Origin of the sequence: Brevibacterium antiquum CNRZ 918 (assembly GCF_900169145.1) — a bacterium.
GTDB classification, from domain to species: Bacteria; Actinomycetota; Actinomycetes; order Actinomycetales; family Brevibacteriaceae; genus Brevibacterium; species Brevibacterium koreense.
This window is the reverse complement of the sequence record NZ_FXZD01000002.1, coordinates 377,258-390,320: the sequence shown is the minus strand read 5'-3', so window position 1 is coordinate 390,320 and position 13,063 is coordinate 377,258. Positions and strand designations below refer to the sequence as shown.

Sequence of the window (13,063 nt, the reverse complement as noted above, 5' to 3'; positions counted from 1 at the left end):
ATCCCTGACAGCCGCCAAGCAGATCCCCTGTGTCAGTGCGGTCGGATAGGATCATTCACACGTTCACGAGTCGTGGCTATCGGTACCTGGCCGGCCACGCGGCAACCCGTCATCGACCGGGTGCCCCAGGGAAAGAACGGGTCAGCACCACGTGGTGCTGGCAAGATTCGATCCGGGCGCGATGCGCCCGAGAAACGGGTGCCGTCATGTCACTTGACACTAACGAGAACTGGCCAGGATTCTCCCCGGAGGAATCCCTCCAATGGGCCCGAGCTCTCCTCCACCATTCTCCCCAACCTCTGCGAGCCAGCATCAAGGCACAGATGTCGGAGGCCGTGACACGCGGCACCCCGGTCGCCGGACCGGACTGGGCGAGAACAGCCGATCAGGCCCGCGCCTGCGGCTTCACTCCTGTCCTATACCGCTCGCTCTTCCAGGTTCTGCGATCAATCGACCCGGTCTCGTTCACATCGCATCCTCACCATCGCAGAATCGCCTACCGCAACTACGTTCCAGGCACACCCTTCGAGCCCGAACTGTGGCACGAGTGGCCTCGCCTTGTGCTCAATGACGGATGTGCCCCGGGAACGGCGGCCGAGCTGGTGCTCCTATTTGCGAAATCGCGCTGACCAGCCTGATCTCGTCCTCAGGGTCATCAGGGCAGGGCTGGGGCGTCAGGCCCTCGTCAGATACACCGCCGAGGCGACCGTGCGCTCCACCTCAACCTGCTTCGCCTCGGTATGGCCCGCTTCGGTCTGCTCCGCTGCGGTCCAACACATGTCGTTCGGTTCGGCCCCGACCGCAGCCCGTACCGGCCCACTGCCTTCCCCATCGAAGACGTCTATCCGGGCACCCGGGACGACCCCCGCCTCGGCGAGGTGGGCGAGCACTGCGGGATCGGCATCCGAGACCCGGATGACCTCGTAGGACCCGGGCCCCGCCTCGGTGAGGAGGATCGAGGAGTCGTGTGATTCGATCTGCCCCTCGGGATCGGGAATCGGATCACCGTGGGGATCTGCCTGAGGACGGCCGAGGAACGCGTCGATGCGATCGACGAGCCGGTCAGAGGCCGCATGTTCGAGGATCTCCGCCTCGTCGTGGACCTCGTCCCAGCCATAGCCCAGCGATTCGACGAGGAAGGTCTCGAGCAGCCTGTGCCGACGCACCATGGACAGGGCGACCTTCTCCCCGGCAGGGGTGAGAACGGGCGGGCGGTAGGGCACCCGGACGATGAGACCGAGCTCGTCGAGTCGTTTGAGCACCTCGGTGACGTTGGCCTTCGTGGTGCCGAAGCGGTTCGCCAGCTCCGTTGCGGTCATCGGCTCTCCGCCCCATTCCTGGGCCGACCAGATCGCTTTGAGGTAGTCCTGGCTGACCTCGGAGACTTCGCCTGCACGCATGCAATCAGAGTATCCGATGTGCCGAGACCGCCAATAGGTTCAAATTCGAGGTCGAGGCGAGGTCGAGGCGGGGCCGGGCGTGCGGCGGACTGCCGGCCAGACGTCGTCGCGACACAGATCTGGAACATTCCCTCGCCTCCTGTGCCGAAACGAAATGGAAGAATCACAGTATGAGGTTCAGAACGCACAAGTTCAGCACGACGATGCTCTTCGCGGTGGCGCTCGCCGTCTTCATGCTGATCATCTTCGCTTTGACGAATGCCGGCTTGGACCCCCGTGCGGGCCACTTCAGGGACTTCGACCCTGAAGATGCCGCCCCGGTGTGCTTCGGCCTGCTCGGTCTCTACCACTCCATCGCGATCATCTTCTTCGATGAGGACGACTCGACACCCTCGAAGGCTAAGGCGGCTGCCGACTCTCATATCCCACGGGCTCCCGACTCCTACACTGGCTTCATCCGGCAACCCTGGTACAAGGTCCTTTCCGTGGGACCGGTCTTCGCCGCATTTTCCGCGGCCTCGGTGTTCCTCTGGCACACTTTCGCCGAATTTCCGGGTACTCCGGGCACGATGTGGGGCGACTACGCCTCTTCGGCGCTGCCCGCCTTCGCACTCTTCCTTACATGTTGGTCCGCTGCGAACATCGGATTCATGTTCGCCGCCATCGCCGAGGCGTTCAACCGCGACCATCCGGGGATCACCATCACATCCCTCATCGTCATGTTCATCGTCGGCATCGGCCTCACCATCGGCTTCATCTTCATGGCGAACGGACCCACGGACAGGATCCTGACCCTAGCCGCTCTGGTGTTCCCACTGAGCCTGTGTGCCTCGATCGGCACCCACGTGTGGGCTCGCGTCCGCGTCGCCCGATACGACGCCGCTCATCCCCATCAAAGTCCTCGAGCACGCAGGCGGGCGACAAAATTCGGTGCACACAAGGTGAATCAGGGCGGGCCCGGCCGAGGTGGTCCTCCGGTGGATCTGCTCGAACCCGGTGAGCGTCTGCTCATGCACTTCAGAAGCGATAGAACCCCGGAACCCCAGCTCCTCATCGCCACGGATCAGAGGTTCGTGCGTGCCTCGATCCTCGGATCAGATCGGACCTTCATCCTCGAACAGGCCAGTCCTGGGCAGCTGTCCGGAGGCACATCGGAACGAGTGGGCCATGACCTCATGACCACCGCGCACTTCCGCGATCGTCAGGCCATGCGCGTCGTCGGCGGAGACCCCGAACAGTCTCGAGCCTTCGCCGAGGCGATCACCTTCCTCGCACGCACCGGAAAGGTTCGCCGCTGACACAGCGACCGTGGCTGACCTCGCCGAACTCCTCTGCAGAGCGGAAATCGCACCCTGCACGACTTACCGCACAGTAACGACTCCGTCCTGAAAACCGGGGGTGGAGTCGCTGACAAAGTTCCGAGAGTTTAGTATTGGTCGGTGCCCTTTTGGGCGAGTCCAGAGTTTCCGACCGGAGGTTATGCGTGCAGGATCCCAACGATGAGAAGATGAAGCGGCCGATCGTCGAGCGCGAGCTCTTCGGCGGAACCGACAGGCCCTCCCGAGACGTCGACCCCGAGAAGCTCCCTCCGATCTCCAGCACGGAGATGAGCCGCGGCCCCGCGGAACTCACGGACGAGCGGGGATCCCGCGTCAATTGGAAGGTCTTCCTCATCTGATCGGCGGTGATCCTCGCCTTCTCGATCTGGGCGATGCTCATGCCGGACACGGCTCAGTCGACGATGAAGGCCGCTGTCGATTGGATCTCGGTCAACCTCGGCTGGTTCTATGTCGTCACGGTCACCGTCGTCATCGTCTTCGTCCTGTGGGTCGCCTTGTCGAAGGAAGGCTCCGTCCGGCTGGGGCCCGACCATTCCAGGCCGCAATACAATCTCTTCACCTGGGTCGCGATGCTCTTCGCCGCGGGCGTGGGCATCGACATGCTCTTCTACTCTGTGACGGGACCGATCACCCAGTTCCTCCAGCCGGTCAATGCCGATCCCGAATCCGCGGCCGCCGCTCAGGATGCCGTGGTGTGGACGATGTTCCACTACGGCATCGCCGGCTGGTCGATGTACTCGCTGCTCGGCATCGCCATGGGCTATTTCGCCTATCGCTGGGGCATGCCCCTGTCGATCCGTGCGGTCCTCTACCCGCTGCTGGGCAAGCGGGTGCGCGGAGCCACCGGTGACGTCATCGACATCTTCGCCCTCGTCGGCACCGTCTTCGGTGTGGCCACCTCGATGGGCATCGGCGTCGTCCTGCTCAACGTCGGCTTCTCGACGCTTTTCGGACTGCCCCAAGGACTCGCCCTCCAGATCGGCCTCGTGCTCGTCGCCGTCATCATGACGGTCGCCGCCTGCACCTCGGGCGTGGACAAGGGCATCCGTCTGGTCTCCGAGCTCAACCTCTGGTCCTGTGCCGCGATGATGCTCTACATCCTCGTCACCGGCAAGACCGCGTTCCTGCTCAACGCCATGGTCGAGAACATCGGCCGGTTCATCTTCACTCTGCCTGAACGCACCCTGTCGACCTTCGCCTACGTCAGCGACGGCTCCGAGTGGATGGGCGCGTGGACCTTGTTCTTCTGGGCCTTCTGGCTGGCCTGGGGTCCCTTCGTCGGACTGTTCCTGGCCCGCATCTCCCGTGGTCGCACCTTGCGCGAGTTCGTCATCGCCGCGATCAGCGCCCCGGTGCTCTGCGACTTCATCATCGTGACGATCTTCGGAAACTCTGCCCTGTCGGAGGTCTTCGACGGCAATTCCGAATTCGCGAAGCTCGCCATCGACTCACCGGAGCAGGGCTGGTATGCCCTTCTCGAGATGTTCCCCGGAGCGACCTTCCTCATCGGGCTGGCGACGCTCTCGGGGCTGCTCTTCTATCTCACGAGCGCGAATTCGGGCGCCATGGTGATGTCGAACTTCTCCTCCACGATCCCCAACCCCGAAGAGGACGGCGCGAAATGGCTTCGGATCTTCTGGGCGGTCGTGACCGCGGTGCTGACCATCGCCATGCTCGTGGCCGGCGGAGTGACGACGATGGAGTACGCGACGCTGATCTTCGCACTGCCCGTGACGATCATCGCCTATCTCGTCATGGCCTCATTCTCCAAGGTCCTGCGCATGGAGAGAGCCGAGCGGGAGGGCAGGACCCGCAAGCGCCGGACGACCGCCGTCCATGGCGGCAGGACGCCGGAGAAGACGTGGCGGCAGCGCTTGGCGACCCTGCGCTCGTACCCGTCTAAGAAGTCGGTCGACAGATTCGTCTCCGAGGTGGTCGAACCTGCCCTGGAAGCGGTGGCCGCAGAGTTCCGCGAGCTCGACTACACGGTCGAGCTGATACAGGAGCCGGGCCCGGAATCGGGCATCACGGAAAGCACCCTCATCGTCGACATGGGCGAGCAGCGCAACTTCCAGTATCAGATCGCGGCGGTCGAACACAATGTCCCGTCGTTCGGTGGTCGCAATGCTCCTCGCGGCAACGACGTGTACTTCCGAATCGAAGTCTTCACACAGACCGGCTCCGAAGGCTACGACCTGATGGGCCTGAGCTCTCAGCAGATCATCGACGACGTCCTCGACCGCTACGAGAACCACCTGTCGTTCCTCGCCTACTCCCACGAGCACTCGTACCAGTCGGTGGTCACTCCGCCGGCACCCCCGGCCACGGATTCGATTCCAGCTGTTCCCACCTCGGCGGAAGAGGTCGAGGAGATCGACCCGGAACCGGCATCGGAACCGGTACACGACCGTACTTGATCAAAGGCACAATGCCCGAGCCCTGATTCCGGTCTATGGCGAACCGGGCCAAACGAGGCTGTCCCCGATCCCCGGGGCAGCCTCGGCGCATTCATGACAGGTATTGCACGACACCGTACTTGGGACCATAGTCGAGGCAGGGCCGTTGGGAACCGCGCTGACGCACGAACCGGGAGGTGATCGCCGTGGACATCGCCACGGTGCTGTCATTCTTATCAGCCGAGGACTACACGATCGCCCGCGAAGTCATCCAGCGCGGATTCGGCGTCCTATTCTTCATCGCCTTCCTCAGTGCTTTCAACCAGTTCCCCGCCCTGCTGGGCGAACACGGACTGACCCCAGCCCCGCGCTTCATCGAGCTCACCACCGCCAAGCAGGCACCCACGCTGTTCCGGTGGAAACACACCCGCTACACCGATCGTCGACTGCGCATCGTGTGCGGCGTCGGCATGCTGCTGGCCGTCTCAGTCATCGCCGGCCTCCCTCAGGCGGGGCCCGCGTGGACGATGATCCCAGTGTTCTGGCTGATGTGGTGGCTCTACTTCTCGATCGTGGGCATCGGACAGCGCTTCTACGGCTTCGGCTGGGAGTCCCTCCTGCTCGAAGCGGGCTTCCTCGTCGGATTCCTCGGCTCCCACGAGGTCGCACCCCCTCTGCTGATGATCCTTCTCCTGCGGTTCTTCGTCGTCCGCATCGAGTTCGGGGCGGGCATGATCAAGATGCGCGGGGACAGCTCCTGGCGGGACCTGTCCGCCATGGACTATCACCATCAGACCCAGCCCATGCCCAATCCGCTCAGCCGCCGTGCGCACCTGATGCCCGGGTGGTGGCATCGAGGAGAGACTCTGGGCAGCCATATCGTCCAGCTCAGCGCACCGTGGCTGCTCTTCCTGCCCCAACCCATCGCGTCCTTCGCCGCGCTGGCCATCATCATCACGCAGCTCGCACTCGTCATCACCGGCAATTACGCCTGGCTGAACTGGGCGACGATCCTGCTCGCATTTGCCGGGATCAGCGACTCATTCCTCGGCTGGGTTCTCGGCGGCCCGTGGCCCGGGTGGGGGCTGCCAGGATTGCCCGGCGCCGAGGCGGTCGGATCATCCGCGTCTCCCGCTGCGCTCACGTCGTCCTCGGCTCTCCCCCTGTGGTGGGCCGTCCTCGTCGCCGTCTTCGTCGTGTGGCAGTGCGCACTCAACGTCCCTGCCCTGCGCAATCTGTTCTCGCCGCACCAGCTGATGAATGCCAGCTTCAACCGGTGGGGGCTGGGCAATGCCTATGGTGCCTTCGGTTCGATGACCGAATCCCGGGACGAGATCATCATCGAGGGCACTCTCGACCCTGATGCGAGCGACCACGCGGATGCCGACGACGATGCGGATGCCGACGACGATGCTGCGGACACCGCTGGAGGCTGGCGGCCGTATGTCTTCAAGGGCAAACCCGGTGACGTGTCCCGGCGCTCACCGATCGTCGCGCCCTATCATCTGCGCCTGGACTGGCTGATGTGGTTCGCCGCCCTCGGCGACTACCGGCAGTCGTGGTTCTACGCGCTGCTCGAACGCATCGGCTCCGGCGACCCACTGATCCGGAAGCTGTTGGGCCCGGATCCCTTCGACGGCCAGGCACCGGCGCTCATCCGCGTGCGGGTCTTCACCTACCGCTACGCCACAGACGAGGAACGACGCCAGGCAGCGAACGAGGGCCAGCCTCGGCCGTGGTGGGTGCGTTCTGATCCTCGCACCATGGTCGAGCCCACAGCCCTGCGCAAGGACTGAGGTTTCCACCGAAACGGGCAGCGGTTCCCACCGAACCGGTCAGGGGCTCCCCTGACTCCGATTGCACACTTGCGCAGGCAGGAAATTGAAACTCCACCCGCGAATGCTTAAAGTTAATGTACATTAACTTTTCGGCTCCGGTGCTGGTGCCGAACCCGACTTCGTGCCAGGAGCCGCCTTGCCCCACCTCAGATCCCGCCGTCTCACACTCCCACTGATGGCCCTCACCGCGTCCATTCTCGTACTCGGCCTCAGCGCGTGCGGTACCAGCAGCTTGGCAACCGAGTCGAACGGTGGAGAGAAGCCGGTCGTCCTCACCACCTTCACCGTCCTCGCCGACATCGCCGAGAACGTCGCGGGTGACCACCTCGAGGTCGAGTCCATCACCAAGGTCGGTGCCGAGATCCACGGCTACGAGCCCACCCCAGGCGATATCCGCCGCGCATCGAAGGCTGACCTCGTCCTCGACAACGGGCTGAATCTCGAGCAGTGGTTCGAACAGTTCGTCAACGATCTCGACGTCCCTCACGCCGTCGTCAGCGAAGGAGTCGAGGAGCTCTCGATCACCGCGGACGCGTACGCCGGCAAACCCAACCCGCACGCCTGGATGAGTCCGCTCAATGTGCAGATCTACGCACAGAACATGGCCCGGGCATTCGGCGAGCTCGACCCCGATCACGCCGATGACTACAGCGACCGCGCCGAGGCCTACAACGGCCAGCTGCAGGAGGTCCAGGACGAACTCGTCTCAGACCTGTCGGCACTGCCGCAGAAGAAGCGGGCGCTTGTCACCTGCGAAGGCGCGTTCTCCTACCTCGCCAGAGATGCCGAGCTGACCGAGAAGTACATCTGGCCGGTCAATGCCGAGGCGCAGGCGACACCCGGTCAGATCACCTCGGCGATCGAATTCGTCGACGACAACGACGTGCCCGCAGTCTTCTGCGAATCCACGGTCTCTCCGGCCCCCATGGACCGGGTCGTCGAGGCCACCGACGCGGACTTCGGCGGCACCCTCTACGTCGATTCGCTCTCCGAGGCCGACGGCCCGGTCCCGACCTACCTCGACCTCATCCGTCACGACGCGTCCGTGATCACCGAAGCCCTGACAGGAGAGAACTCATGAGCACCCCCGCCATCGCCGTCAACGAAGTGACCGTCCACTACGGGCCCGTCTTGGCCCTCGACCGTGCTTCCTTCACCCTCGAACCGGGCCGGATCTGCGGTCTGATCGGCATGAACGGGTCCGGAAAGTCGACGCTGTTCAAGGCGATCATGGGCATGGCCGACCCCGACTTCGGCACCGTCGCCGTCAACGGCGAATCCACTGCTTCGGCTCGGCGGGCCGGCATCCTCGGCTACGTTCCGCAGAGTGAGGACGTCGACTGGGACTTCCCTCTCTCCGTGCGGGAGGTGGTCATGATGGGCCGGTACGGACACATGGGTCCGCTGCGCATCAGGAGGAGGGCCGACCGCGAGGCGGTCGATCGGGCTCTCGAACGCGTCGAACTCACCGAGTACGCCGACCGTCAGATCGGTCAGCTCTCGGGCGGACAGAAGAAGCGCGCCTTCGTCGCCCGGGGAATCGCACAGGGAGCCACGATCCTCCTCCTCGATGAGCCCTTCGCCGGCGTGGACAAACGCACCGAGGCCACGATCACCCGCCTGCTTCGGGAACTTGCCGCCGCCGGCGCCACGGTGCTCGTGTCCACCCACGACCTGCACGCCCTGCCGGACCTGGCCGACGAAGCGATCCTGCTCATGCGCAGGGTTCTGCTCCAGGGTGAGCCACAGGAGGTTCTCCGACCCGAGAATCTCGCGTTGGCGTTCGGTCTCGACGTGATGAAAAGAGGCGCAGCAGCATGACCGCCGTTCACCTCCTGCTCGAACCCATGAGCTATGACTTCATGCTCCGCGCGCTGGCGACCACGCTCATCGCATCGATCGTCTGCGCCGTGCTCTCGTGCTGGCTGGTCCTCATCGGCTGGTCGCTCATGGGTGATGCGGTTTCGCATGCCGTGCTGCCCGGAGTCGTCCTCGCCTACGTCGTCGGGGCTCCGTTCGCCTTGGGTGCTGTGGTCTTCGGATTCCTCGCCGTCGGGCTCATCGGCGCCGTGCGGGATACGAGCCGGATCAAGGAGGACGCCGCGATCGGAATCGTTTTCACGACGCTGTTCGCTCTTGGGCTCGTGCTCATCTCCGTCGTTCCCTCACACACGGATCTCAACCACATCATCTTCGGCAACCTCCTCGGCGTCTCCTCCTCCGAGCTGCTTCAGGTGTCCGTCCTCGGCGTCATCACTCTGGTGGTGCTCGCGGCGAAGAACCGCGATTTCACCCTCTTCGCCTTCGACCCCACGCATGCTCACGCCCTGGGCCTCAACCCAAAGATCCTCGGAGCGCTGCTGCTGGGTCTGCTCGCGCTGACCTCCGTGGTCGCGCTGCAGGCCGTCGGAGTGGTCCTCGTCGTCGCCATGCTCATCATCCCCGGCGCCACCGCCTACCTGCTCACCGACCGGTTCCAGCGGATGCTGATCATCGCACCGGCGATTTCGGTCGTCTGTGCGCTGGTCGGACTCTACGCCAGCTACTACATCGACACCGCCTCGGGCGGCATGGTCGTGCTCTCACAAGGTGGCGTCTTCGTCCTCGTCTACCTCTTCAGCCCCCGCCACGGTCTGATCGGGCGGCGCCTGTCCGCGCACAGGCGGCGACGGGAGATGGTCGAAGCCGACTTCAGTCGATGCCCAGAGCCAGGAGCACGATGAGCACGACGTTGAGGGCGATGATGAGTCCTGAGGCGAAGATCGCAACGATCGTCATGATCCGTGAGTTCGCGTAGTGACCCATCACCGTTCGGTTCATCGTCAGCCTGACCAGGGGAACCATCGCGAAGGGGATGCCAAGACTGAGGACGACTTGGCTGAGGACGAGCGACCAGGTCGGATCTGCCCCGATTCCTAAGATGATGAGTGCCGGGATCATCGTCACCGCTCTCTGCCACACGATCGGGACCTGGACTCGCAGCAGCCCCTGCATGATGGAGGCCCCCGCATAGGATCCGACTGCGCTCGAGGCCAAGCCGGAGGCGAGCAGTCCGATGCCGAAGAACAGACCCACAACCTCGCCGAGGTTGGCCGACACGACCGCATGCGCACCCTCGATCGTGTCGGTCCCGTCCTGACCGCGCAGCGAGGCAGCGGCTAACAGGAGCATCGCAATATTGACCGAGCCCGCGATGACGAGAGAGGCCACGACGTCCCACCGGGTAGCCTTGAGCAGTTGGGGAATCGAAGCACGCGGCGCCGCGCCGTGCCGGTCGACGGACAACGCCGAATGCAGGTAGATCGCGTGCGGCATCACGGTCGCACCCAACATGCTGGCGGCCAGCACCACCGAGTTCGTGCCCTCGAGTCTGGGCACGATTCCACCTGCCGCTTGTCCCCAATTCACATCGCCGACGAACAGACCTGCTAGAAAGCCGATGGCGATGATTGCCAGCAGGGTGATGATCACCGTTTCGAAGGGACGCTGACCACGGGTGGACTGGATCGAGAGCAGAAGCAGGGACACGACGCCGACGATGATTCCGCCCAGGAGGAGCGGCAGGTCGAAGAGGATCTTCAGGGCGATGGCGCCGCCGATCACCTCGGCGATGTCGGTGGCGATGGCCACGATCTCCGCCTGCACCCAATATGCCAGCCGGGACCTGCGACGCAGCCTGCCGCCGAGGAGGCTCGGCAGGGACTGCCCGGAGACAAGGCCGAGTTTCGACGACAGATACTGAACGAGGACTGCGATGAGGTTGGCCGCGACGAGGACCCACACGAGCAGATATCCGTACTGGGCACCCGCGCTGAGATTGGCGGCGACATTGCCCGGATCGACGTACGCGATCGCTGCGACGAAGGCCGGCCCCAGAAGGAAGAACATGGAGACCTTCTTCGCGGGCGCAGCAGTGGCGGCCGTGCCGGTGTTCGGTGGATCGACGTGCATAAAGTTAAGGTACATTAACTTGCGCCCTCGGGCAACATGTCTGCCTATAACCGAACCTGGCAAATCAACACGGAAAGGCCTACGATCAGACTATGCCCACTGAACATGTTCACTCACGGACGGATCGGCGCCTGAGAACCGAGGAGAAGATCATCTCTGCCGCTGCCGATCTGTTCCTCGAATTCGGCTACAAGACCACAACAGTCAGAGGCATCGCTAAACGCGCCGAGGTGTCCGTAGGCAGAGTGATGGCCGCCGGAGACAAGGACGTCCTCCTCGTCCGCTGCTACGACCGATGGATCGCAGCGCTCCAATCCGGGACCTATACCCTCCCGGCTCGGGCACATGCCATCGCGGAGGCGACACCATCGGCACGAACCGATGCCAAGCCAGCGGCCACCTCGGCGGTGCAGAACCACTTGGTGGGGATCTTCCTGCCGTTTCTCGAATTCTTCGCCGCCCACGAGGACCTGTCCAGGGACTACGCGGCGGCACTGATGCGGGTGGCCGGCAAGCCCCAGGTGTTCGACACCCTGGCGGCCGATCTGCAGGACGAACTGTCCTCCAGCCTGATCTCGATCGGGATCAGCGAAGCCTACGCACTGGCGAGCGCCTCTGCACTCTATGACTCCTACCTCGGCATCCTGTTCCGATGGGCGGCCAGCGATATGAGTTTGCACGAGGCGACCGAAGCCCTCTCGCACAGCGTCGCGTTCCACACCCAGTTGCGGAGACCCGTATGAGCCTGCTCCCCGATCCCTGGTGGCCGGTGGCGGTGATGGCCTTCATCGTCATCGTCGACGGCTTCCTGACGTTCTGGCCGCCGAAGGTCATCGCCGACTGCCTCAACGGAGTCGGACTCCCCCGTGATTGGTGGTGGGTGCTCGCGGTCGTGAAGTTTCTCGCGGCCGCCGGGTTGCTCGCAGGCTTCTGGATCCCGGGCCTCGGCTTGGCTGCGATCGTCGGCCTCATCGTCTACTTCCTCACCGCCGCCGGCGCCCATCTGCGGGCCGGGTACGTGGGCCGTGACTTCTGGCTCAACTGTCTGGGGATGCTCGTGCTCAATATCCTCATCCTCGTCTTCTGCTTCCTCGTCTGAGCCGCAGAATCGTCTCGGTGCCCGCGCCTGACAGATTTGTCTTCGGCCGTGGAGGCGGGTGGGCCGTTGCGGTAGATTTCATTGTGGAGTTGCGTTCGACGATCGGCGATTTTTCGCACGCAACTCCACAATGACCGCTAGGGCGGCCGAATGGTTGGCGTGAAGTTGGAAGGATTGGCAGTGTGACCGAATCTGCAGAGGACCGATACGCCCGATGGGCTTGGATCCACGAGACCGCAGTGATGACCGGGTGGGACTTCGCCTCACTCGGCTCCAGACTCGTCGCCGACGAACCACCCTGGGATTTGACCTGACCTGCGCCAAGGCGATGGCGAGGTCAATGCCGTGCCTCGACATGGGAACCGGCGGAGGAGAGCGCCTCAGCGAAGTCGTCAAACGTGTCAGCACCGTTGGAGGCTTCATCAATCGCAGATCCTCGGTCCATGCCAGTGAAGGGTGGAAGCCGAACTTGGAGCTGGCCACCTCGGCGCTGGCAGAATACGGCATCGAGGTTCGTGAGTACGACAGCGAGACCGGGGAGGCCATGCCGTGGCCCGACGATTTCTTCACCCTCGTGATGAACCGGCATGAGAGCTATGACCCGGCAGAACTCGCTCGCGTCATCGCACCCGACGGCGGCTTCCTCACCCAGCAGGTTGACGGCACGGAAGCCTCCGAGTTCAGACACTGGTTCGGCGGCGCACCGCAGGCGCCGGAGAACCGACTCGAACCGTGCATCGACGGGCTCGAAGCACATGGCTTCACCATCACCGATGCCGACGAGTGGACCGGCACGATGGAATTCGCCGACGTCGAGGCAGTCATCGAGTACCTCGCCTACATCCCCTGGGATGTCCCCGGATTCACCGTGGCCGGAAATCGTGAAGCCCTCGACCGGCTGGCGGCCCGCAGCTCTCCGATCGCGGTGACCCAGAAGCGATTCCACATCGCGGCCGAACGGTAGGGAACCCCTCGGCCAGTCCTGTCCTCACCTGATGGTCAGGTTTTCCCGACCTCGGTCACAGGCAAGCCGCATGGG

At 63.9% G+C, this 13,063-nt stretch carries 14 protein-coding genes and 1 riboswitch; of the genes, 12 read left to right on the top strand and 2 right to left on the bottom strand.

The window, feature by feature from the left end; translation table 11 throughout:
* The first annotated feature begins 61 nt into the window (after positions 1-61).
* Positions 62-173, top strand: a riboswitch (SAM riboswitch).
* 33 nt (positions 174-206) lie between these two features.
* Positions 207-629 (top strand): hypothetical protein, encoded by a 423-nt coding sequence (locus tag BANT918_RS17165; RefSeq protein ID WP_145996930.1) that lies wholly within the window; start codon positions 207-209, stop codon positions 627-629.
* Positions 630-674: 45 nt separating this feature from the next.
* Here the strand turns inward: BANT918_RS17165 and BANT918_RS04445 are convergent, their stop codons facing one another.
* Positions 675-1,400, bottom strand: coding sequence for a metal-dependent transcriptional regulator (locus BANT918_RS04445; RefSeq protein WP_101619112.1), 726 nt, complete (start codon positions 1,398-1,400; stop codon positions 675-677).
* Positions 1,401-1,570: 170 nt separating this feature from the next.
* On the opposite strand from BANT918_RS04445, the gene BANT918_RS04440 reads away from it, so the two are divergent.
* The 7 genes from BANT918_RS04440 to BANT918_RS04415 all read left to right on the top strand — a co-directional run bounded on the left by BANT918_RS04440 (position 1,571) and on the right by BANT918_RS04415 (position 9,697).
* Positions 1,571-2,698, top strand: a complete 1,128-nt coding sequence (locus tag BANT918_RS04440) for a hypothetical protein (protein WP_101619111.1) — start codon at positions 1,571-1,573, stop codon at positions 2,696-2,698.
* 185 nt (positions 2,699-2,883) lie between these two features.
* Positions 2,884-3,078: a hypothetical protein gene (locus BANT918_RS17670; RefSeq protein WP_233430349.1), complete on the top strand. Its 195-nt coding sequence runs from the start codon at positions 2,884-2,886 to the stop codon at positions 3,076-3,078.
* A gap of 6 nt (positions 3,079-3,084) precedes the next feature.
* The gene (gene betT, locus BANT918_RS04435) at positions 3,085-5,157 is read left to right on the top strand and encodes a choline BCCT transporter BetT (protein ID WP_233430348.1); all 2,073 of its coding nucleotides are present in this window, start codon (positions 3,085-3,087) and stop codon (positions 5,155-5,157) included.
* A 176-nt stretch (positions 5,158-5,333) separates the two neighbouring features.
* On the top strand, positions 5,334-6,932 hold the full coding sequence (locus BANT918_RS04430) for a lipase maturation factor family protein (protein ID WP_101619110.1): 1,599 nt from the start codon (positions 5,334-5,336) through the stop codon (positions 6,930-6,932).
* Between the two features lie 217 nt (positions 6,933-7,149).
* Complete coding sequence (locus BANT918_RS04425) at positions 7,150-8,055, top strand: metal ABC transporter substrate-binding protein (protein WP_101619244.1); 906 nt, start codon at positions 7,150-7,152, stop codon at positions 8,053-8,055.
* Positions 8,052-8,795, top strand: coding sequence for a metal ABC transporter ATP-binding protein (locus tag BANT918_RS04420; RefSeq protein WP_101619109.1), 744 nt, complete (start codon positions 8,052-8,054; stop codon positions 8,793-8,795). Before BANT918_RS04425 ends, BANT918_RS04420 begins: the two co-directional genes overlap by 4 nt.
* Positions 8,792-9,697 (top strand): metal ABC transporter permease, encoded by a 906-nt coding sequence (locus tag BANT918_RS04415; protein WP_101619108.1) that lies wholly within the window; start codon positions 8,792-8,794, stop codon positions 9,695-9,697. Before BANT918_RS04420 ends, BANT918_RS04415 begins: the two co-directional genes overlap by 4 nt.
* On the opposite strand, the gene BANT918_RS04410 is transcribed toward BANT918_RS04415, so the two are convergent.
* Complete coding sequence (locus tag BANT918_RS04410) at positions 9,666-10,925, bottom strand: Nramp family divalent metal transporter (RefSeq protein WP_083248624.1); 1,260 nt, start codon at positions 10,923-10,925, stop codon at positions 9,666-9,668. The genes BANT918_RS04415 and BANT918_RS04410 overlap by 32 nt on opposite strands.
* Before the next feature lie 92 nt (positions 10,926-11,017).
* On the opposite strand from BANT918_RS04410, the gene BANT918_RS04405 reads away from it, so the two are divergent.
* The 4 genes from BANT918_RS04405 to BANT918_RS04395 all read left to right on the top strand — a co-directional run bounded on the left by BANT918_RS04405 (position 11,018) and on the right by BANT918_RS04395 (position 12,988).
* Complete coding sequence (locus BANT918_RS04405) at positions 11,018-11,668, top strand: TetR/AcrR family transcriptional regulator (RefSeq protein ID WP_101619107.1); 651 nt, start codon at positions 11,018-11,020, stop codon at positions 11,666-11,668.
* The gene (locus BANT918_RS04400) at positions 11,665-12,024 is read left to right on the top strand and encodes a DoxX family protein (protein WP_069599312.1); all 360 of its coding nucleotides are present in this window, start codon (positions 11,665-11,667) and stop codon (positions 12,022-12,024) included. The genes BANT918_RS04405 and BANT918_RS04400 overlap by 4 nt, the downstream gene beginning before the upstream one ends.
* A 182-nt stretch (positions 12,025-12,206) precedes the next feature.
* Positions 12,207-12,338 carry a hypothetical protein gene (locus BANT918_RS17920; RefSeq protein ID WP_267892065.1) on the top strand — a complete coding sequence of 44 codons (132 nt, stop codon included), beginning with the start codon at positions 12,207-12,209 and terminating at the stop codon, positions 12,336-12,338.
* Positions 12,339-12,364: 26 nt separating this feature from the next.
* Positions 12,365-12,988: a class I SAM-dependent methyltransferase gene (locus BANT918_RS04395; RefSeq protein WP_233430347.1), complete on the top strand. Its 624-nt coding sequence runs from the start codon at positions 12,365-12,367 to the stop codon at positions 12,986-12,988.
* The last annotated feature ends 75 nt before the right edge of the window (positions 12,989-13,063 follow it).

Coding starts and splice junctions, on each gene's coding strand:
- BANT918_RS17165 (WP_145996930.1), top strand. CDS start 207: ATGTCACTTGACACTAACGAGAACTGGCCAGGATTCTCCCCGGAGGAA.
- BANT918_RS04445 (WP_101619112.1), bottom strand. CDS start 1,400: ATGCGTGCAGGCGAAGTCTCCGAGGTCAGCCAGGACTACCTCAAAGCG.
- BANT918_RS04440 (WP_101619111.1), top strand. CDS start 1,571: ATGAGGTTCAGAACGCACAAGTTCAGCACGACGATGCTCTTCGCGGTG.
- BANT918_RS04425 (WP_101619244.1), top strand. CDS start 7,150: ATGGCCCTCACCGCGTCCATTCTCGTACTCGGCCTCAGCGCGTGCGGT.
- BANT918_RS04420 (WP_101619109.1), top strand. CDS start 8,052: ATGAGCACCCCCGCCATCGCCGTCAACGAAGTGACCGTCCACTACGGG.
- BANT918_RS04415 (WP_101619108.1), top strand. CDS start 8,792: ATGACCGCCGTTCACCTCCTGCTCGAACCCATGAGCTATGACTTCATG.
- BANT918_RS04410 (WP_083248624.1), bottom strand. CDS start 10,925: ATGCACGTCGATCCACCGAACACCGGCACGGCCGCCACTGCTGCGCCC.
- BANT918_RS04405 (WP_101619107.1), top strand. CDS start 11,018: ATGCCCACTGAACATGTTCACTCACGGACGGATCGGCGCCTGAGAACC.
- BANT918_RS04400 (WP_069599312.1), top strand. CDS start 11,665: ATGAGCCTGCTCCCCGATCCCTGGTGGCCGGTGGCGGTGATGGCCTTC.
- BANT918_RS04395 (WP_233430347.1), top strand. CDS start 12,365: ATGCCGTGCCTCGACATGGGAACCGGCGGAGGAGAGCGCCTCAGCGAA.